The 19,670-nt window shown below is 70.5% G+C and carries 19 protein-coding genes and 1 tRNA gene; 8 read left to right on the plus strand and 12 right to left on the minus strand.

Annotated features, from left to right (window positions below; all coding sequences use genetic code 11):
- Both GV126_RS17840 and GV126_RS17845 read right to left on the minus strand, forming a co-directional pair.
- Window positions 1-938 (minus strand): serine/threonine-protein kinase (locus GV126_RS17840; protein ID WP_159667784.1); only part of this gene is annotated, 938 nt, incomplete at its 3' end.
- A gap of 125 nt (window positions 939-1,063) precedes the next feature.
- Window positions 1,064-1,612 carry a helix-turn-helix domain-containing protein gene (locus GV126_RS17845; RefSeq protein WP_159667787.1) on the minus strand — a complete coding sequence of 183 codons (549 nt, stop codon included), beginning with the start codon at window positions 1,610-1,612 and terminating at the stop codon, window positions 1,064-1,066.
- 182 nt (window positions 1,613-1,794) lie between these two features.
- Between GV126_RS17845 and GV126_RS17850 the strand changes: the two genes are divergently transcribed.
- Window positions 1,795-1,867: transfer RNA gene (locus tag GV126_RS17850), tRNA-Ala, on the plus strand.
- A 648-nt stretch (window positions 1,868-2,515) separates the two neighbouring features.
- Here GV126_RS17850 and GV126_RS17855 read toward each other — a convergent pair.
- The 3 genes from GV126_RS17855 to GV126_RS17865 all read right to left on the minus strand — a co-directional run bounded on the left by GV126_RS17855 (window position 2,516) and on the right by GV126_RS17865 (window position 5,247).
- Entirely contained in the window at window positions 2,516-3,250 is a 735-nt protein-coding gene (locus GV126_RS17855) for a dienelactone hydrolase family protein (RefSeq protein WP_159667790.1), read from the minus strand.
- Between the two features lie 397 nt (window positions 3,251-3,647).
- Complete coding sequence (locus tag GV126_RS17860) at window positions 3,648-4,211, minus strand: Dps family protein (RefSeq protein ID WP_159667793.1); 564 nt, start codon at window positions 4,209-4,211, stop codon at window positions 3,648-3,650.
- Between the two features lie 313 nt (window positions 4,212-4,524).
- Complete coding sequence (locus GV126_RS17865; protein WP_159667796.1) at window positions 4,525-5,247, minus strand: DUF5324 family protein; 723 nt, start codon at window positions 5,245-5,247, stop codon at window positions 4,525-4,527.
- A 371-nt stretch (window positions 5,248-5,618) separates the two neighbouring features.
- Here GV126_RS17865 and GV126_RS17870 point away from each other — a divergent pair, with 371 nt between their 5' ends.
- Both GV126_RS17870 and GV126_RS17875 read left to right on the plus strand, forming a co-directional pair.
- Window positions 5,619-6,161, plus strand: a complete 543-nt coding sequence (locus GV126_RS17870; RefSeq protein WP_159667799.1) for a peptidylprolyl isomerase — start codon at window positions 5,619-5,621, stop codon at window positions 6,159-6,161.
- Window positions 6,162-6,270: 109 nt separating this feature from the next.
- Window positions 6,271-7,221 carry a rhomboid family intramembrane serine protease gene (locus GV126_RS17875; protein ID WP_159667802.1) on the plus strand — a complete coding sequence of 317 codons (951 nt, stop codon included), beginning with the start codon at window positions 6,271-6,273 and terminating at the stop codon, window positions 7,219-7,221.
- A gap of 337 nt (window positions 7,222-7,558) precedes the next feature.
- Here GV126_RS17875 and crgA read toward each other — a convergent pair whose 3' ends face one another.
- A complete protein-coding gene (crgA, locus tag GV126_RS17880) occupies window positions 7,559-7,813 on the minus strand; it encodes a cell division protein CrgA (protein ID WP_028421233.1) in 255 nt (84 codons plus the stop codon).
- A 140-nt stretch (window positions 7,814-7,953) separates the two neighbouring features.
- On the opposite strand from crgA, the gene GV126_RS17885 reads away from it, so the two are divergent.
- The 5 genes from GV126_RS17885 (at window position 7,954) to GV126_RS17905 (ending at window position 11,691) form a co-directional block, all read left to right on the plus strand.
- Entirely contained in the window at window positions 7,954-8,760 is an 807-nt protein-coding gene (locus tag GV126_RS17885; RefSeq protein WP_159667805.1) for a DUF881 domain-containing protein, read from the plus strand.
- Between the two features lie 173 nt (window positions 8,761-8,933).
- Complete coding sequence (locus GV126_RS17890) at window positions 8,934-9,095, plus strand: hypothetical protein (protein WP_159667808.1); 162 nt, start codon at window positions 8,934-8,936, stop codon at window positions 9,093-9,095.
- Window positions 9,092-9,730 carry an aminodeoxychorismate/anthranilate synthase component II gene (locus GV126_RS17895; protein ID WP_159667811.1) on the plus strand — a complete coding sequence of 213 codons (639 nt, stop codon included), beginning with the start codon at window positions 9,092-9,094 and terminating at the stop codon, window positions 9,728-9,730. Before GV126_RS17890 ends, GV126_RS17895 begins: the two co-directional genes overlap by 4 nt.
- The gene (locus tag GV126_RS17900; protein WP_236570040.1) at window positions 9,727-10,881 is read left to right on the plus strand and encodes a class E sortase; all 1,155 of its coding nucleotides are present in this window, start codon (window positions 9,727-9,729) and stop codon (window positions 10,879-10,881) included. The genes GV126_RS17895 and GV126_RS17900 overlap by 4 nt, the downstream gene beginning before the upstream one ends.
- Before the next feature lie 60 nt (window positions 10,882-10,941).
- Entirely contained in the window at window positions 10,942-11,691 is a 750-nt protein-coding gene (locus GV126_RS17905; RefSeq protein ID WP_159667814.1) for a class E sortase, read from the plus strand.
- Window positions 11,692-11,811: 120 nt separating this feature from the next.
- On the opposite strand, the gene pknB is transcribed toward GV126_RS17905, so the two are convergent.
- The 6 genes from pknB to GV126_RS37680 form a co-directional block, all read right to left on the minus strand.
- Window positions 11,812-13,818: a Stk1 family PASTA domain-containing Ser/Thr kinase gene (pknB, locus tag GV126_RS17910; protein WP_159667817.1), complete on the minus strand. Its 2,007-nt coding sequence runs from the start codon at window positions 13,816-13,818 to the stop codon at window positions 11,812-11,814.
- 169 nt (window positions 13,819-13,987) lie between these two features.
- Window positions 13,988-15,469, minus strand: coding sequence for a peptidoglycan D,D-transpeptidase FtsI family protein (locus GV126_RS17915; protein ID WP_159667820.1), 1,482 nt, complete (start codon window positions 15,467-15,469; stop codon window positions 13,988-13,990).
- Window positions 15,466-16,905, minus strand: a complete 1,440-nt coding sequence (locus tag GV126_RS17920) for an FtsW/RodA/SpoVE family cell cycle protein (protein WP_159667823.1) — start codon at window positions 16,903-16,905, stop codon at window positions 15,466-15,468. The genes GV126_RS17915 and GV126_RS17920 overlap by 4 nt, the downstream gene beginning before the upstream one ends.
- A gap of 27 nt (window positions 16,906-16,932) precedes the next feature.
- Window positions 16,933-18,489 carry a Stp1/IreP family PP2C-type Ser/Thr phosphatase gene (locus GV126_RS17925; RefSeq protein ID WP_159667826.1) on the minus strand — a complete coding sequence of 519 codons (1,557 nt, stop codon included), beginning with the start codon at window positions 18,487-18,489 and terminating at the stop codon, window positions 16,933-16,935.
- 140 nt (window positions 18,490-18,629) lie between these two features.
- A complete protein-coding gene (locus GV126_RS17930) occupies window positions 18,630-19,166 on the minus strand; it encodes an FHA domain-containing protein FhaB/FipA (RefSeq protein WP_028421223.1) in 537 nt (178 codons plus the stop codon).
- 10 nt (window positions 19,167-19,176) lie between these two features.
- Window positions 19,177-19,670: FHA domain-containing protein (locus GV126_RS37680; protein WP_438947851.1), on the minus strand; the 494-nt coding region annotated here is incomplete at its 5' end.

Below are 19,670 nucleotides of genomic sequence, written 5' to 3' on the forward strand. Positions count from 1 at the left end.
GGTAGGGAACCTGGTGCGGGAACGGGGCCGGGGAGGGACGTGACGGCGGGGCCGCGCCGGAGCGGGCCGTCCGGGCCGAAGCCCGGCGGCAGAGGGCCGAGCTGGTCGAAGATCTCGATGGGGTCCTCGTCGGGGCCGGGCGCCGGCAGGAGTTCCGCGGCCGCGGCGAGGGCCTTGCGCGCGCCCGTGGCCGTCCGGAACCGTGCCGACGGGTCCGGCTGCAGCAGTGTGGCCACGACCTGCCACAGCGCTTCGGGAACTCCCTTGGGCGCGGCGGGCGTTCCCTGTGCGGCGAAGTGCTCCACGAGTGCCTTGGCGTCCGGTCGTGCGCCCTGCAGCAGATGGAGGGCGACCAGTCCGGTGGAGAACAGGTCGGCGGCGAAGTCCGGCTCCGCGCCCAGTAGTTGCTCCGGTGCGAAGTAGCCCGGCGTGCCCACCACGAGGCCGGTGTCGGTCAGACGCGGCTCGCCCAGGCGCAGGGCGATACCGAAGTCGGACAGCCGCAGCCGGGGCCGGCCGCGTCCCGTGGCCTCCAACAGGATGTTGGCGGGCTTGATGTCGCGGTGCACGACGTGTTCCGCATGCACCGCGGCGAGCCCCGACAGCAGTTGGTCGAGCAGGAGGCAGACGTACCACGGGGGCAGTGGGCCGTAGTCCCCCACCAGGTGGACCAGCGAGCCACCGGCCACCAGATCCATGGTGAACAGCACCTGGTCGTCGTCGGCGGCCCAGCCCGTCGGTGCGAGCACATGGGGGTGGTCGATCCGCAACGCCTGCTCCCGCACGAAACGCAGCAGGGAGTGCGCGTCGCGCTGCCGCAGCACCTTCGCGGCCACGTACCGGCGCCGGCGGTGGTCCCAGGTGCGCCAGACGGCGCCCGTCCCGCCCCGGCCGATCGGGTCGACCAGCTCGTACCGGCCGGCGAACACCTCACCCATGGCTGCGCGTCGCTCCTCCCCCTGCGGTTACCCCCTTGCTTCCCCCTGCCTTCCCCCGCGACGCATGGTCCGTGGCTGCGGCTCGTTCCTGCAGCCCATTCCTGTGGGCCGTTCCTACGGCTCGTTCAGTTCTGGTGGGCCTGGTAGTGCGCGACCGCGTCGGCGGTGCGACCGGCTCCGTACACCCGCAGGAACTCGGCGAGTTCGGGGTGGGTGGGGGCGAGGCTGTCCGCGGCCTCGATGATGTCGCCGGCGGCGGCCACCGAGCGCAGCAGCGACTGGATCTCACGGACCACCCGCTTGACCGTCGGCGCGCCCGAACTGTTCGTCGTCTGTGTGGTGTTGCTGAGCACAGCCCCTCCCTGCGACCTCTTGATCTCGTCCATGCGCTCGGTCGCCTCGGCCGCGCTGACGCTGCCGTCCGCCACCTGCACCGCCAGCTCCTGCAGCAGCTGCACCCGCTGGACCACCGCCGGATTGCCGATCTTCGCGCGCTGGCCGCTCATCAGCTGCGACAGCATCGGTGCCGACAGCCCCAGCACTCCCGCGAGCCGGGCCTGGTTGAGCCCGAGGTCGTCTATGAGCTTGCGGAAGAGCGTCCCCAGTGGCTCCCCGTACCAGTTTCGCTGCAGCTCACGCGCTCTTGCGGTGGCTTCCTGCTGTGCGGCGTCCATTGCGTCTCCCCATCGCTTCCCCGAGTACGGTGGTTCGCTGTAGCGAACCACGCGGAGCATCTTACGGAGCGTGGTCGGCCAAGGGGACCCCCAATCTTTTTGCGAGATCCGGGGGAGAACCCGGTAGTCTGTTGTGCGGTACTCGACCGGTGGGCGGTTCCCCGGCCGGATACTCCTCTTCCGGGGCCTTAGCTCAGTTGGTAGAGCGCTGTCTTTGCATGGCAGATGTCAGGGGTTCGACTCCCCTAGGCTCCACTCGTCGAGAGGCCCTCTGAACTGCGGAAACGCTGTTCAGAGGGCCTCTTCGCGCTCATGGGGCGCCGCCGAGGGTCTTCGGGTCGGGCAGCGGTCTGCTGGACGCGCCGCTGGACCCGCTGGACCCGCTGGACGGCGAGGTCGTGGCCGCCGTCGAACGGAGCGTGGAACCGGGGGCATCGACGGGGACCGACGGCACCGCTGCCGAGGTTCCTTCCGTCACATTGACGGAGGCTCACCTCCCGGTCGGGGGCATGGGGTGCGAGGGTGTCGAAAGCCCGGGGCCCGGGTGACGTACGGCACTCGGTGACCCGCCGACGCGTTCCCGGAAGAAGAGGTCTGTCCCGCTCGCAGTGCGCGGTCGAGGTCCTGAACCACCGACTCGGCCATGGCCGTCACAGGGGGTGCGGCCCGGCGAGAAGCACCGAGCGCGGTACCGCACCCCCTTCGCCCCGTACCGGGCGCGAACCCATGCGTCGGCCGGCCGAGCGGACCACTCCACCGTGGGCACGGGCATGGACGGCGGATCCCGCTCAGCGCGAGTTGCTCAGGCAAATGATGCGGCCGTGCGCGGTCGGAGCACCCCGCTGGGACCAGCCGGGACAGCCGGGCATCGAGCCGCCGTGACGGTGGCGTTGCGGCCCGGACTTACTTCAGGTGCCGGGCCAGGAAACGAGCCGCGGACTCTCCCGCGAACTGCGGGACGCCGGTGTGTCCGCCCATAGTGGCGTGCAGGGTCTTCTCCTCGGAGCCGAAGGCGTCGAACAGGTCCAGGGCCGCCCGCCGGTCGTTCCCCTCGTCGTCCCACTGCAGCAGGACGTGCAGCGGAACGGTGACCCGGCGGGCCTCTTCGAACAGGACGGCGGGCACCAGGCTCCCGGCGAACAGAACGGCGGCCGAGATGCGCGGCTCGACCACCGCGAGCCGGATACCGATGGAGATCACTCCCCCCGAGTATCCGACCGGTCCGCCGATCTCGGGCAGCGACAGCAGGGCGTCCAGGGCGGCCTGCCATTCCGGGACCGACTTCTCGACGAGCGGGAGGACGAGGGCGTCGACGACGTGGTCATCGACCGGCCCGCCGGCCGCCACAGCCCGGCGCAGGTCGGCGCGGGCCTGCTCGGCGGCGGCCCAACGGGGCCGGTCACCGCTTCCGGGAAGCTCGATGGTGGCCGCGGCGAAGCCGTCCGCTGCGGCGCGCCGGGCCCGGTCCACCAGCCGCGGGTACATCGTGCGCAGCCCGAGCGGGGGGTGGCCGAGCAGGATCAGCGGTACCGGCGCGGATGTGGACGCGGGGGTCCACAGGATGCCGGGGATCTCGCCAAGGGTGAATGTGCGTTCGAGGACGCCGCCGTCGAGACGCTGTTCAGCAGTGAAGTGCATGATCGTGCCTTCCGGGAATGCTCGTGAACGGCGCTCCCGGACGACGACCTATCGCCCGACCGTGACCCCGGAGGGGAGCACCCATGTCGATACTGCGGTCACGGGTACCACCTCCTCGTTCTTAAGCACGGCCCGTGGAAACGTAGCAGCGGTCGCGCCCGCCCGCCAAAGGGATTTCGGCGACGCGCGGGACCACCGGACGGCGCGGCCTCTTCTGGTCGTCGGCCGCCGGGGTCGTCGGCCGCTTCGTTCTCCGGACGGACCGGGACGACTGCTGCGACTCCGCAGCACCGCCCCCGCTCCCTGCACGACGACACCGCCGCGCAGGTGCCGTCCCGGCCCTGACCTGTCCTCGACCCCGGCCCCGACCCGCTTCCGGCCCTGGCCCGCCTGGCGCTCAGCCGAGGTCGGCGCCCCGGGCGGCCGCCTCTTCCTCGGTGTGGGACCCGGCGGTGGCCAGGGAGCCGCCCGCGCTCTCCAGGTGCGCCCGCACGAACCACTGGAACTGTTCGAGGGCACGGAGCTGCTCGATGAGCAGGTCCTCCGTCGCGGGGTCGATCGGCGAGACCTCCTTGATGGCCTCGCGCACGTCCTGGATCACTCCCGTGTAGACCACGTCGAGCGCTCCCAGGTGCGCGATGGCGTCGGCCCGGCCGATGGAGTAGTCGTCCCAGGTGCGCTCGCTGACCAAGGAACCCGGTGTGCCCTGGGCGACCCCGCCGAGGGCCGCGATGCGCTCGGCCACGTCGTCCGCCATGTCCCGTACGCGGTCGACCTGCGGGTCGATCATCTGGTGCACGGAGATGAAGTGCGGGCCCACGACGTTCCAGTGCACGTGCTTGAGCGTGAGGTGCAGGTCGTTGAGCGCGTGCAGACGCAGCCGCAGGACGTCGATGAGACGCCCGGCGTCCTTCAGTTCGACGCCGGGGACGGTGTACCGAGGGGTCGCGTTCTTCGCCATGCTGTGGCTCCTTCCCTGGGTGATCTTGAGGTTCTCCTTCCCGCGATCGCGGCATGCAGGCGTGCGGTGTGACGTAGTCGTGCGTGCCCGGTGACAGCCTCGCCGCGCGCGGAACCGGAGCGCGTCGCAGGAGCGAGCGCCGGTCCGAAGGGAAGCGCGCCGTCGGGGCGCGCCGTCGGACCGTGCGCCGGATCGCGCGCCGGTCCGAGGGGCACAGGAAACGACACTCCCCTCCGCTCGGTCGGTCGCCAGGCGGAGGGGAGCCCTGTGGTGATCGTCGCCGAGCCGCCCGGTGGTCCGGCAGGCGGGAAGGTCAGGCCTGTTCGTCGCGGTCGGTGGGCTGCTCCTCGGAGCTCTCGGCCTCCTTGGCCTCGACCTCGGGGTCCAGCAGCGTCTGGCCGGTGCCGTCGACCGAGGAGAGCCGGCCCGCCTCGGGCACCTCGGTGGCGGCCGGCGGCTCCACCAGCCAGTCGGGGTTGGCCTGCTTGTCCCACCACTTCCAGGCCGCGAAGGCGCCGCCCGCGAGGACGCCCACCACCGCGAGCACCTTGGCCACCCGGCCCGCCCGGCACCGCCGGTTCTGCTTGCGGGCCAGCTTCTGGATCTTCTCCGCCGGGACCTGGCCGCGCAGCGCGACCAGTGCGGCGGCGCTCCGCGCGGCGGCCTCGTCCGCGACCGGCCCGGCCACCGCTCGCGCCTGCTCGATCCGCGGCCTGGAGTACTCGGCGGCCTGCCGGGCGGCCTTGCGGGTAAGGCAGGCGGCCTCCTGGGCGGCCTGGTCGAGCTTCGGCGGTACGTACGTCATGGCCTGCGTACGGGCCTGCTCCAGCCGGGGCGCGACGTAGGCGCCGTACTGCGCACGGGCCTGGTCGGCGGCCAGTGTCACCTTCGGCGCGAGCCGTACGCGTGCCTCGTGTGCGTAGTGCGCGGCCCTTTCCCTGGCCGTGTCGGCGTAGGGCGCCACCACTTCCGCGGCGTGCAGCACGCTGTCCTTCGCCGAGCCGGTCGCGGCGCGCACGCTGTCGATGCGGGTCACGGGTTCCTCCTCCTCGGTGGCGTACGGTAAATCGACTTTCCACCCTTTTACGGATCATGCCTGTCAAGGGACCCGGGGGCATGTGAGAGCAGGCAACCGGGTCACGGAAGACGACTTCTGTCTCCCGGAGCCCTTCCGTTGCGGGGCCCGCGGCGAGACGATCGAGTGTGATAGCGGATGAATACGGGGCAAGGGGAGCTTGCCGACGACAATGCCACGGATCGTCGCGCCACGCCCCCGACCCGGGAGGACTCGCCCCGATTTCCGCAACCCATTCCGGCGGATGTGTGCCCGTCGCGCGGCCGCCGGGGACGCACGGCGCACGTCGTGCGAGGATCGGGGGGCTACAGGAAGACAACGGAAGGCAGATCGTGGCTGAGCAGCTCTACGCCACCCTGAAGACCAACCACGGCGACATCCAGGTCCGGCTCCTGCCGAACCACGCCCCCAAGACGGTCCGCAACTTCGTGGAGCTCGCCAAGGGCGAGCGCGAGTGGACGAACCCGGCCACCGGCAAGAAGTCCACGGACAGGCTGTACGACGGCACGGTCTTCCACCGGGTGATCAGCGGTTTCATGATCCAGGGCGGTGACCCCCTGGGCAACGGCACCGGCGGTCCGGGCTACACCTTCGAGGACGAGTTCCACCCGGACCTCCGCTTCGACAAGCCCTACCTGCTGGCGATGGCCAACGCCGGTCCGGGCACCAACGGCTCGCAGTTCTTCATCACCGTCGCCCCGACGGACTGGCTGACCCGCAAGCACACCATCTTCGGCGAGGTCACCGACGCGGCGAGCCAGAAGGTCGTGGACTCCATCGCGAACACGCAGACCAACCCGCGCAACGACCGCCCGGTCAACGACGTCGTCATCGAGACGATCGTCATCACGGGCGACGCCGCCGCCCAGGGCTGAGCGCCGGCAGGAACCAAACGCCCCGCTCGTCCGTAGGGATGAGCGGGGCGGTGCGTTGCCGAGGGCACGGTGAGCCGTGCGCCGCCCACGACCGACGTGAGGGGACCCCATGGACCAGGCACCAGGCAGCCCGCAGGGCCCGCTGGAGCGCGGACCGGCCGGCCAGGGCCCGGCCGGTGGCGGACCGCTGGGCGACGGCCACGGCGGCGCGGGCCTGCCGACCTGCTACCGCCACCCGGACCGCGAGACCGGCATCCGCTGCACGCGCTGCGAGCGGCCGATCTGCCCGGAGTGCATGGTCAACGCCTCGGTCGGGTTCCACTGCCCGCAGTGCGCGCGGGGCGGCTCCGGCTCGGGGCCGGCCCCGGCCGCCTCCCGGCCGCGGACGCTCGCCGGCGGTACCGTGACGTCCGACCCCCGGCTGCTCACCAAGATCCTCGTCGGGATCAACGTCGCGGTATTCATCGCGGTCAGCGTCCACTCCTCGCTCCTGGACCGCCTGGTACTCATCGGATCGTGGCCCCCGGCACCGTACACACCCACCATGGGGGTCGCCCACGGCGAGTGGTATCGCCTGGTCACGTCGATGTTCACCCACCAGGAGATCTGGCACATCCTGTTCAACATGCTCAGCCTGTGGTGGATCGGCGGCCCTCTGGAAGCGGCTCTGGGCCGCGCCCGCTATCTGGCGCTGTACTTCGCTTCCGGACTCGCGGGCAGCGCGCTGACGTACCTGCTGGCCGCGCCCGACCAGGCCTCGCTCGGCGCGTCCGGCGCCATCTTCGGGCTGTTCGGTGCGACAGCCGTGCTGATGCGGCGGCTGCGCTACGACATGCGCCCGGTCATCGCCCTGCTGGTCATCAACCTGATCCTTACCTTCACCTGGGGCCACATCGCCTGGCAGGCGCACATCGGGGGCTTGGTCGCCGGCCTGATCGTCGGCTACGCGATGGTCCACGCCCCGCGCGAGCGGCGAGCCCTGGTGCAGTACGGGACGTGCGCGCTGGTGCTGGTGGCCGTCGTCGTGATGACGGTGCTCAGAACGGCCCAGCTCGGCTGAGCGCGCCACCCCGGCCCCGGTTGTCCACAGTGGGTGGCCGATCTTGTGCATACCGTGCCCGATCGGCTGTTCGCCTGCTCGCTCACCTGTGTTTGCGCAGGTCAACCGGGGTGTGTGAGGGTGTCGGCGGGGCGGTGTGACAGTCGTACCGGTGTCAACGGGCGACGGGTTATCCACAGATCGTCGGCTTTTCCCCAGCCTTCGTGTGGAAATTCGAGCAGGGCTGTGGATAACTCAGCGGATAGCCGTGGGCAGAGCCGGGTTCATCCCCCGGACACCCCCGCTTCCCCTGCCCTTCTTCCGCCGCGTGAAGACTGCCGCCTGCTCCACCGCCGCCCTACTTCCACTGCGTGGAGACACCGAATCCGGCGGCGATGAAGCCGAAGCCCACCACGATGTTCCAGTTGTCCAGCGCCTCGATGGGCAGCGAGCCGTCGGTGACGTAGAAGACGACGATCCAGGCCAGACCGATGACGAACATGGCGAGCATGACGGGGGCCACCCAGCCGCGGGTCTCCAGCTTGATGCTCGCCGCCTGCTTCGCGGGCGGCGGCGTGTAGTCGGCCTTCTTGCGGATACGTGACTTCGGCACGAGGGTCTCTCCTGTCGATGCGCTGTGTGGCCGCGCAGGGAACTGGGCTGGCTCGGGGCAGCGTACAAGGGGAAACTGAGCACTCCCCCGGGCGTCCGTTAGCGTAGTGCTTCTACGGCGCCGAAGGAGATAAGGGTACGTTGAGCAATTCTGCCGACTCCCCGGGGACGGGATCCACTCAGGGATCCGGTCCGGCCCGCCCGCGCCGGGTACGGCCCGTACGCCTCCTCACCATGGCCGTCTTCGCTCTCGCCGGGCTGATTTTCTTCACCAGTTTCCACACGGCCAAAGGCACCAATATCCGGACGGACACCTCCCTGCTGAAGCTGTCCGATCTCATCCAGGAACGCAGCCGCAAGAACAAGGAACTGGACGAGTCCAACGCGGCCCTGCGCGGCGACGTGGAGTCCCTCGCCGAGAGCGACGACGGCAGCACCAAGGCCCAGGACGACAAACTCGCCGGCCTGGAGAACAACGCGGGCACCCGGCCGCTCAAGGGCCGGGCGATCACCGTCACGCTCAACGACGCACCGCCGAACGCCCACGCCAAGCTCCCCGGCTATCCCGAGCCGCAGCCCGACTACCTGGTCATCCACCAGCAGGACCTGCAGGCCGTGGTCAACGCGCTGTGGCACGGCGGCGCCCGCGGGATCAAGGTCATGGACCAGCGGCTGATCTCCACCAGCGCGGTGCGCTGCGTGGGCAACACCCTGATCCTCCAGGGCCGCGTCTACTCCCCGCCCTACAAGATCACGGCCGTCGGCGACCCGGAGAAGCTGCAGAAGGCGCTCGCCGACTCCCCGGCGATCCAGAACTACATGGTGTACGTCAACGTCTACGGCCTGGGCTGGAAGGTCACCGACGACGGCACGGTGACGCTCCCCGGCTACACCGGCACCGTCGACCTGCACTACGCCGAGCCGCTGACCCCCTCGACCGGGCACTGAACCGGGCGGCGCGGGAGCGACGCGGGGAACACGCGGGGAGCAACGCCGGGGGGCACGGGGGTAAAGCCCGTCCCAGCACCCCGCGGAGGCCGGGAAATCCGGAGCGCGGCGCCGTTAGTCTGGTGGGCGAAAGCGGCGGGAGACCCGTGCCGTGACGCGAGGGAAGGGACGGCATGTACGGCTGGATCTGGCGGCATCTGCCGGGCAACACGTGGGTGAAGGCCCTGATCTCACTGGTGCTGGTCCTGGCCGTCGTCTACGTCCTGTTCCAGTACGTCTTCCCGTGGGCCGAGCCGCTGCTTCCCTTCAACGATGTGACGGTGAACAACCAGTGAGCGCCCGGATCCTCGTCGTCGACAACTACGACAGCTTCGTCTTCAACCTCGTCCAGTACCTGTACCAGCTGGGTGCCGAGTGCGAGGTGCTGCGCAACGACGAGGTGCGCACCGAGCACGCCCAGGACGGCTTCGACGGAGTGCTGCTGTCGCCGGGGCCGGGCACGCCCGAGCAGGCGGGGGTGTGCGTGGACATGGTCCGGCACTGCGCCGCGACCGGCGTCCCCGTCTTCGGCGTGTGCCTGGGCATGCAGTCGATGCAGGTGGCGTACGGCGGTGTGGTGGACCGGGCGCCCGAGCTGCTGCACGGCAAGACCTCCCTGGTGGAGCACGAGGGCAAGGGCGTCTTCACCGGGCTGCCCTCCCCCTTCACCGCGACCCGCTACCACTCCCTGGCCGCGCTGCCGGCGACCGTCCCCGACGAGCTGGAGGTCACCGCCCGCACCCACGACGGCATCATCATGGGCCTGCGCCACCGGGAACTGCCGGTGGAGGGCGTGCAGTTCCACCCCGAGTCGGTGCTCACCGAGCACGGGCACCGGATGCTGGCCAACTGGCTCGTGGAGTGCGGCGACGCGGGTGCCGTGGCGAGGTCGACGGGGCTCGCCCCGGTGGTGGGCAGGGCCACGGCGTGACCGCGCTGCGCCCCGAGCGCGAGTCCGGCGCCGACCGGTACGGCACGGGGGCGTACGACGCCTCCTGGGAGCCGTCCGCCTCGGCGCCGTACGACGCGCCCGGCTCGGCGCCGCCGTACGGAACGCCCGGCTCGGCGGCGCCGTATCCGCCCGGCGGCGACGACGAGACGATGGCGCTGCGCATCCCCGGGCCGTCGGCCCCCGTGGACCCACTGGCCCCCGTGGACCCACTGGCCCCCGTGGACCCACTGGCCCCCGTGGGCTCTGCGGCCTCTCCCGGATCTGGGGCCTCCCCGAGCCCGGCAACCACGGGAACCACACCGGGCGGCCGTGCGGCCCGCAGAAAGGCCGCCAGACGCCGCCACGGCCGCCGCGGGGGCGGGCCGGGGCCGCAGACGCAGCGGGAGACGGCACCCGGGGACCGGCCGGCCGCCCCGCTGAGCCGGGTGGAGGCGCGGCGGCTGGCCCGGGCGCGCAGAACGAGCCCGGGGGTCCTCGCCAGCCGGATCATCGGGGAGCTGTTCATCACCGCCGGCGTGGTGATGCTGCTGTTCGTCACCTACCAGCTGTGGTGGTCGAACGTGCGCGCGCACCAGCAGGCGGGCAACGAGGCGCACCACCTGCAGGACGACTGGGCGAACGGCAAGCGCAAGCCGGGGGCGTTCGAACCGGGACAGGGCTTCGCCATCCTGCACATCCCCAAGCTGGACGTGGTGGTGCCGATCGCCGAGGGCACCAGCAAGACGAAGGTGCTCGACAAGGGCATGGTCGGGCACTACGGGCCCGGAGACTTCGACACGGCGATGCCGGACGCGAAGACGGGCAACTTCGGGCTCGCGGGCCACCGCAACACGCACGGCGAGCCGTTCCGGTACATCAACAGGCTCACACCGGGCGATCCGATCGTCGTGGAGACGCAGGACACCTATTACGTCTACAAGATGACGTCGATGCTGCCGGTGACGTCGCCGTCGAACACCAGCGTCCTGAACCCGATCCCGGCCGGCTCGGGCTTCACCGGGCCCGGCCGCTACATCACCCTCACCACCTGCACACCGGAGTTCACGAGCAAGTACCGCTTGATCGTCTGGGGCAAGATGGTGGAGGAACGGCCGCGCAGCAAGGGCAAGCCGGATGCGCTCGTGGATTAGGCCGGTCACCGAAGCGCGATCAGTCGATCACCAGGGCGCGATCAAAAGGCGGATGGAACAGTGGCAGCGACCACGGACGACACGGCGGAGCACACCGACGACAGCCCCGCACCACGCCGGCGCCCCCGCGGCACCGGCCGGCTGGCCCTCGCCGTCAGTGTCCTCGGTGAACTCCTCATCACGGCGGGCCTGGTGCTCGGGCTGTTCGTCGTCTACTCGCTGTGGTGGACGAACGTCATAGCGGACCGCAAGGCCGACCGGCAGGCCGACAGGATCCGCGAGCAGTGGGCCCACTCCGCCCCCAGCGGCCCGGGCGCGCTGGACACCAAGGACGGCATCGGCTTCCTGCACGTGCCCGCCATGCACAACGGTGAGGTGCTGGTGAAGAAGGGCACCTCGACGGACGTCCTCAACGACGGCGTGGCCGGCTACTACATCGACCCGGTCAAGGCGACGCTGCCGACGACCGGCAAGGCAGGCAACTTCACCCTGGCCGCGCACCGCGACGGCCACGGCGCGAAGTTCCACAACATCGACAAGCTCGCCAAGGGCGACCCGATCGTCTTCGAGACGCGCGACGACTGGTACGTCTACAAGGTCTACGACATCCTCCCCGAGACCTCGAAGTTCAACGTGGACGTCCTCGCGCAGGTCCCCGAGGAGTCGGGCGTGACCAAGCCCGGCCACTACATCACCCTGACGACCTGCACCCCGGTGTACACCTCCCGCTACCGGTACGTGGTGTGGGGCGAACTGGTCCGGGTGCAGAAGGTGGACAGCAAGCGCACGCCGCCGAAGGAGCTGCGCTGAGCAGGTGAGCGGGCGGGCGTGCCCGCCGCGTCCGCCGGTACGACCGAGCCCCGGCCCCTCTCGCGGGAGAGGAGCCGGGGCTCGGGTCGTTCGGTGGGGCGAGCCGGGGCGTCGCGGCGGTCAGCCGAAGATGCCGCCGTTGCCGTTGCCGCGGTTGTTGCCGCCGCCGTTGTTGTTGCCGCCGCCTCCGCCGAACGCCGTCAGAGTGACCGGCGTGGCGGCCGGGTTGTCGACCTGCTGGTTGGGCTGCGGGTCCTGGTTGATGACGAGCGCGTTGCCGTCCGTGCTGCCGTTGACCTGAATGTTGGTGAAACCGGCCTGATTGAGCATCTGCTGGGCCTCGGAGAGCTTGTGGCCGCGGACGTCCGGCACCGGCGTCTTCTGTTGCTGCGGGGCCTGCTTGCCGATCTGGAGATGGACCGTGGAGTCCTTGTCGACCGGCGTGCCCGCCGTCGGGGACATCTGGAAGACCTTGCCGACCTGGTTGGGGTCGGTGGTGTCGACCTCGGTGCAGTCGGCCTTGAGGTTGCTGGCCTGCAGCTGGGCCGTGGCCTCGTCGCAGGACTTGCCGGAGACGTTCGGGACGGTGACCTTCTCGGGTGCCTTGGAGACGACCAGGGTGATCGTCGTCCCCTTCTCCACTTCCTGGCCGTTGACCGGGTTCTGTTCCAGGACGGTGTTCGGGTCGTCCGTCGATTCCCGGTACTGGGTCTCCACCTTGAGCTGGTAGGGGTCGCCCTCCAGCTTCGACTTCGCGTCGTCGAGGGTGAGGCCGACCACACCGGGGACCTGGACCTTCGGCGCGCCGGTGGAGACGACCAGGCTGACCGTGTCGCCCTTCTTGACCTCCGTGCCGGCCTTCGGGTCCTGGTCGCAGACGCTGCCCTTGGGCTGGCCGTCGCACGGCTTGTTGGTGGGCTCGGCCAGTTTCAGATCGACGTTCTCGGCCGTGCGCTGGGCGTCGGCGTAGGTCTGCCCGACGAAGTTCGGCGCCTTGAAGGTGTCGTCGCTCACCCCGTGCCCGCTGGTCACCCACCGGCCGATGAGGACGGCGCCGACGAGGACCAGGATGCCCGCGACGACCAGGAGCACCGTCGAGGTCCTGGACTTCTTCTGGCGGCGCCGGTCGGGCCGGTCGTCGTAGCCGTAGCCGCCGTCGTCCGGGTTCATGGGCGGCAGCATCGTCGTGGCGGGGGCGCCCCCCCCGGCGCGCCGCGCCGTCGTCGGCTGGTCGTCGCCGTAGGCGCCGTAGCCGACCGCGCCCATGGCGGCGGTGGCCGCGACCGGCTGGCCGTCGAGGCAGGCCTCGATGTCGGCGCGCATCTCGTCGGCCGACTGGTACCGGTAGTCGGGGTCCTTGACCAGCGCCCGCAGCACGATCGCGTCCATCTCGGGCGTGATCTCCGGGTCGAAGACGCTCGGCGGCTGCGGCTCCTCGCGGACGTGCTGGTAGGCCACCGCGACCGGGGAGTCCCCGACGAACGGCGGGCGGACCGTCAACAGCTCGTACAGCAGGCAACCCGTCGAATACAGGTCCGAGCGGGCGTCGACCTGCTCGCCCTTGGCCTGCTCCGGCGAGAGGTACTGCGCGGTGCCGATGACGGCGGCGGTCTGCGTCATCGTCATGCCGGAGTCGCCCATGGCGCGGGCGATGCCGAAGTCCATCACCTTGACCTGGCCGTTGCGCGTCAGCATGACGTTGGCCGGCTTGATGTCACGGTGGACGATGCCGTTGCGGTGGGCGTACTCCAGGCCCTGGAGGATGCCGATGGTCATCTCCATGGCCCGCTCCGGCAGCAGCTTGCGGCCGCTGTGCAGCAGCTCACGGAGGGTGGAGCCGTCGACGTACTCCATGACGATGTACGGGATCGAGACCCCGTCGATGTAGTCCTCGCCCGTGTCGTAGACCGCGACGATCGCGGGGTGGTTGAGCGAGGCGGCCGACTGGGCCTCCCGGCGGAACCGGGCCTGGAAGGAAGGGTCGCGCGCCAGGTCGGCGCGCAGCGTCTTCACCGCCACGGTGCGGCCCAGGCGGGTGTCATGCGCGAGGTACACCTCCGCCATGCCACCACGGCCGAGCACCTGGCCCAGCTCGTACCGGCCGCCGAGGCGACGCGGCTCTTCCATAGCTACCTACCAGCCCTCTCCGTCGGTCCCGACCGGCACCGCGTGTGCCGCCGGAGCTGCCGTCCGGGCCTACCGTACCCGGCTCGCTCTGTGTGACCTGGCCAAGCCCGTCACCCGATACAGGACCGGTATCGCCACGTGCACCGATGTGAAGGGGAGGTGGCTAGAGTCACTTCTTGGAGTTGATGACCGCCTGCATCACGTTCTTCGCGATGGGCGCCGCGAGGCCGCCACCGGAGATGTCCTGGCGGCTGGCGGCGTCGTCCTCGACGACCACGGCCACCGCGACCGGCGAGCTGCCGTCGGGCATCTTGGCGTAGGAGATGAACCACGCGTACGGCTTCTCGCTGTTGTTGAGGCCGTGCTGGGCGGTACCGGTCTTGCCGCCCACGGTGACGCCGGAGATCTGCGCGTTCTTGCCCGTGCCGTCCTTGACGACGGTCTCCATCATCGACTGCAGGATCTGCGCGTTCTTCGAGGACAGCGGCCGGCTCAGCTCCTCCGGCTGGGTCTGCTCCAGGGTGTCGAGGTTCGGCGACTGGAGCTTGTCGACCATGTACGGCTTCATCAGCTTGCCGTCGTTGGCGACCGCGGAGACCACCATGGCCATCTGCAGCGGGGTCGCGGCGGTGTTGAACTGGCCGATGGAGGACTGCGCCACCTGCGAGGGCTCCATGTGGTCGGAGAAGTTCGAAGCGTTGGCGCGCACCGGGGTGAACTGCTCCTCGTTGAAGCCGAACTTCTCCGCCTCGTCGAGCATCTTCTTCTGGCCGAGGGTGGCGCCGATCTTGCCGAACACGGTGTTGCAGGACCAGCGCAGCGCCTCGCGCATCGTGGCGTTCTTGCAGGGGATGTTGCCCTCGTTGGGCAGCGGGGTCGTGGTGCCCGGCATGATCCACGGGTCCGGCGAGTCGGTGTGCTCGTCGGCGGAGGTGTACAGGCCGTTCTCCAGCGCGGCGGCCGCGGTGACCACCTTGAAGGTCGAGCCCGGCGGGTAGGTCTCGCGCAGCGCCCGGTTCAGCATCGGGTCGCTGGGGTCGTTGTCCTTCTGCAGCTTCTTCCAGGCCTTGGCGTCCGCGCTGGAGGTACCGGCGAACGACGAGGGGTCGTACGACGGGTAGGAGGCCAGCGCCAGGATCTTGCCGGTGGACGGCTCCAGCGCGACGACGGCGCCCTTGCCGTGGCCCTTCAGACCGTCGAACGCCGCCTTCTGCGCGGCCGCGTTCAGCGTGGTGACGACGTTGCCGCCCTGCTTCGGCTTGCCCGTGATCATGTCGAGCGTGTTGCGGAAGAACAGCCGGTCGTCGTTGCCGGTCAGGATCTGGTCGTCGATGGACTCCAGCTGCGTGGCGCCGTAGGACTGCGAGGCGTACCCGGTGACCGGCGCCCACATGGGGCCGTCCTTGTACGTCCGCTTGTACTTCAGGTCGTTCAGGCCGCTGGTGTCCGTCTCCGCCGACCCGGTGATCGGGGAGCCGCCGACGATGATGTCGCCCCGGGGGACGGAGTAGCGGGCGATGGTGACGCGGCGGTTGAGCTCGTCGTTCTTCAGGCTGTCGGCCTTGACGTACTGGAGCCAGTTGTCGCGGATGAGCAGCGTGAGGACGAGGAGGCCGCAGAAGATCGCGATCCGGCGCAGGGGCTTGTTCACGGGCGGACCACCTGGGTCATCTCGGCGTCGGGGTTGGTCACGGGGGCGGGTGCCGGGCGGCGCGCGGTGTCGCTGATCCGGATGAGGATGCCGATCAGCGCCCAGTTGGCCAGCACGGACGAACCACCGTAGGCCATGAACGGCATCGTCATACCGGTCAGGGGGATGAGGCCCATGACACCGCCGGCCACCACGAAGACCTGCAGCGCGAAGGCGCCGGACAGGCCGATGGCGAGCAGCTTGCCGAACGGGTCGCGGGCGGCCAGCGCCGTGCGCACGCCGCGCTCCACGATCAGACCGTAGATCAGCAGGATGGCCATGATGCCGGCCAGGCCCAGCTCCTCGCCGAAGGTGGCGAGGATGAAGTCGGAGTTGGCGGCGAACCGGATCAGGTCGGAGTGGCCCTGGCCCAGACCGGTGCCCAGGGTGCCGCCGGAGCCGAAGGCCCACAGCGCCTGCATCGACTGCTCGGAGTGGCCGACCACGCCCTGCCGGCTGAGCTTGTACTCGTGCAGGGGGTTCAGCCATGCCTCCACACGCTGGTGGACGTGCGGCTCGATGGAACCGACACCGACGGCGCCCGCGGCGGACATCAGCAGACCGAAGACGATCCAGCTGGTCCGCTCGGTGGCCACGTACAGCATGATCACGAACATGCCGAAGAACAGCAGCGAGGTGCCCAGGTCGGTCTCGAAGACCAGGATGAGGATGGACAGCACCCAGACGACCAGGATCGGCCCGAGGTCGCGGCCGCGCGGCAGGTACAGGCCCATGAAGCGGCGGCTGGCCAGGGCGAGCGCGTCCCGCTTGACCATGAGGTAGCCGGCGAAGAAGACCGCCAGCACGATCTTGGCGAACTCGCCGGGCTGCAGGGAGCCCAGGCCGGGGATGTTGATCCAGATCTTGGCGCCGTAGATGTTCGCCCCGAGGCCCGGCACCAGGGGCAGTATGAGCAGCACCAGGGCGCAGAACATGGAGATGTACGTGTAGCGCTGCAGGACGCGGTGGTCCTTGAGGAAGATCAGCACGACGACGAACAGCGCGATGCCCAGCGCGGTGTACAGCAGCTGGCGGGGCGCGGCCTGGAAGTAGTTCGGCAGCGACTGCAGCAGTTTGGACTGGTCCAGCCGCCAGATGACCACCAGGCCCATCCCGTTCAGCAGGGTGGCCAGCGGAAGCAGCAGCGGGTCCGCGTACGGGGCGAACTTGCGCACGACCAGGTGGGCGATGCCGGCCAGCAGGCCGAGTCCCAGCCCGTAGCTGAGCAGACCGGAGGGCACCCGGTTGTTGATGGCCAGGCCCACGTTGGCGTAGGCGAACACCGGGATGGCGACCGCGAAGACCAGCAGCGCCAGCTCGGTGTTGCGCCGGCTGGGCGCGCCGATGGCGCCGATCGTGGACGTGTGGTGCGTCGACGTGTTGGTAGTACTGCTCATCGTGTGACAGGGCCTCTCACGGCTTGCCTACTGCTTACCGCACAGCGAGACGACCTTCTGCTCTTCCTCCGAGAGAGTGGGGCCGGGGCTGGGTGTGGGCGCGGTCGCGGACTGGGTCGGGGACGAGGGAGACGACGGGGACTTCGACTCCGACGTGCTCGGCGTCGGTGTCGCCTTGGACGCGAAAGCGGTACGGGTGGTTCCTGCGGTCCCGTGCGTACCGGCGGTCTTGGCCTGCCCCGGCTTGGCGCTGTTCTGGGACTCGGCGGCGCGGCGCTCCGCCTCCTTGCGGCAGGCGGAGGCCTGCACGGACAGCTCCTCGACCTTCTTCTGCGCCTCCTGCAGGCCGCCCTCGGTGATCGTCGCCCTGACCTGCTTCTGCTGGTAGGGCGGCAGGTACTTGAGTTCGATCTCCGGGTGGTCCTTCTGCACCTTGGACAGCTTCACCCAGGCCAGGTCCTGGCTGATGCCCCGGTACAGGGCGACGTGCTCGTCGTTGGCGCCGACGAAGTACTGGGTCTGCGTCCAGCGGTAGCCGCCGTACAGGCCGCCGCCGATGACGGCGAGCGCCAGCGCGCTGTACAGCGAGCCCTTGAGCCACCTGCGGCCCTTGCGCGGCTTGGTGAAGTCGTCGTCGCCGTAGCCGGCGAAGCCGCCCCCCGGGGCGTAACCGGTGCTGTCGCCGGAGCCGGGCGGGCCGAACTCGCCGCCGCCCTGGCCGGGCACCTGGCGGCCCAGGCCGGCGGCGCGGCCGGCCGGGGTCTGCATGATGCCGTTGTCGTGCAGGTGCTGCTGGTTCTCGGCGACCGCGCCCACCACGACCGGGGTGTCGTGCAGCTGCCCGGCCAGGGTGTCGCCGGTGTCCAGGTCGAGGACGTCGGCGACGATGACGGTGATGTTGTCCGGGCCGCCGCCGCGCAGCGCGAGCTGGATCAGCTCCTGCACGGTCTCCTCGGGGCCCTGATAGCTGGCGAGGGTCTCCTCCAGGGTCTGGTGGGAGACGACGCTGGACAGGCCGTCGGAGCAGATCAGGTAGCGGTCGCCGGCGCGGACCTCGCGGATGGACAGGTCGGGCTCGACCCGCTCGCCGCTGCCCAGGGCCCGCATGAGCAGGGACCGCTGCGGGTGCGTGGTCGCCTCCTCCTCGGTGATGCGGCCCTCGTCGACCAGGCGCTGCACCCAGGTGTGGTCCTGGGTGATCTGGGTCAGCACCCCGTCGCGCAGCAGGTAGGCGCGCGAGTCGCCGACGTGGACGAGGCCGAGCCGCTGCCCGGTCCACAGCAGCGCGGTCAGGGTCGTGCCCATGCCCTCCAGGGCCGGGTCGTCCTCGACCATCTGCCGCAGCTGCTCGTTGGCGCGCTGCACGGCGGCGCCGAGCGAGGTGAGGATGTCGGAGCCGGGGACGTCGTCGTCGAGGGCGACGATGGTGGAGATCACCTCGGAGGAGGCGACCTCGCCGGCGGCCTGACCGCCCATGCCGTCGGCGATCGCGAGCAGCCGCGGACCGGCGTACCCGGAGTCCTCGTTGCCCTCACGGATCATGCCCTTGTGCGAACCGGCGGCGAAGCGCAGTGACAGACTCATGCGCACCTCGCCCGTCGGCTCGGGATACAGCCGATCGTGTCGAGCCACACTGCCCACCCTCCGGTCGGGAGCGCGCCGGGGCCCGGGGTGCCGGCGGCCGCTGCGTGCTCGCTCCGCTCGCGCTCTTTCATGACGTAGCACTACTTCCGCAGCTCGATGACGGTCTTGCCGATGCGGATCGGCGTGCCCAGCGGGATCGGCGTGGGGGACGTCAGCCGGGACCGGTCCAGGTAGGTGCCGTTGGTGGATCCGAGGTCCTCGACGATCCACTGGCCGCCCTGGTCCGGGTAGATCCTGGCATGCCGGCTGGAGGCGTAGTCGTCGTCCAGCACGATCGTGGAGTCGTGCGCGCGGCCCAGCGTGATCGTCTGGCCCTGCAGCGCGACGGTGGTGCCGGTGAGGGTGCCTTCGGTCACCACGAGCTTGGTGGGGGCGTTGCGGCGCTGGCGGCCGCCGCCCTGCTGACCGCGCTGCTGCGGGGGCGCCGCCTGGCGCGCGGCCTGCCGGCCGCCCTGGCGTCCGCTCGGCTGCGGCCGTGCGGCCTCCCGGCGGGCCCCCCGCTGGGTGACGCGCGTACCGAACAGGTCGCTGCGGATGACCTGCACGGCCACGATCACGAACAGCCACAGTACGGCCAGGAAACCCAGCCGCATGACCGTGAGGGTCAGCTCTGACATTGCCCCCGGTTCACCCTTCGGCTTGCCTATAGATAACGGTGGTGCTGCCCACGACGATCCGCGAGCCGTCGCGGAGCGTAGCGCGGGTGGTGTGCTGCCCGTCCACCACGATGCCGTTGGTGGACCCGAGATCCTGGATCGTCGAGGGCGTTCCGGTCCGGATCTCGCAGTGCCGGCGGGAGACGCCGGGGTCGTCGATCCGCACGTCGGCGTCGGTGCTGCGGCCCAGCACCAGCGTCGGGCGGGAGATCTGGTGGCGGTTGCCGTTGATCTCGATCCAGTAGCGGGGGGGGGCGGGCGGGCGGGGGGGCCGCGGGGGCGGGGGCCGGGCGGGGGGGGCGCCGGGGGGCGGGCGGGGCCCGGGGGGGGGGCCGCCGGCCCCGCCTCGACGCGGCCGCCGCCCACCTCCTCGACACCGGCCTGCTCGGCGGAGGCCGGCAGGCGCCCGGACTGCTCGACAAGGCGCAGACCGAACGACTCGCCCGGCTGCTGGACGGCCCGGCC

The sequence above is a fragment of the Streptomyces mexicanus genome (assembly GCF_902506575.1).
In the GTDB taxonomy this organism is placed as follows: domain Bacteria; phylum Actinomycetota; class Actinomycetes; order Streptomycetales; family Streptomycetaceae; genus Streptomyces; species Streptomyces mexicanus.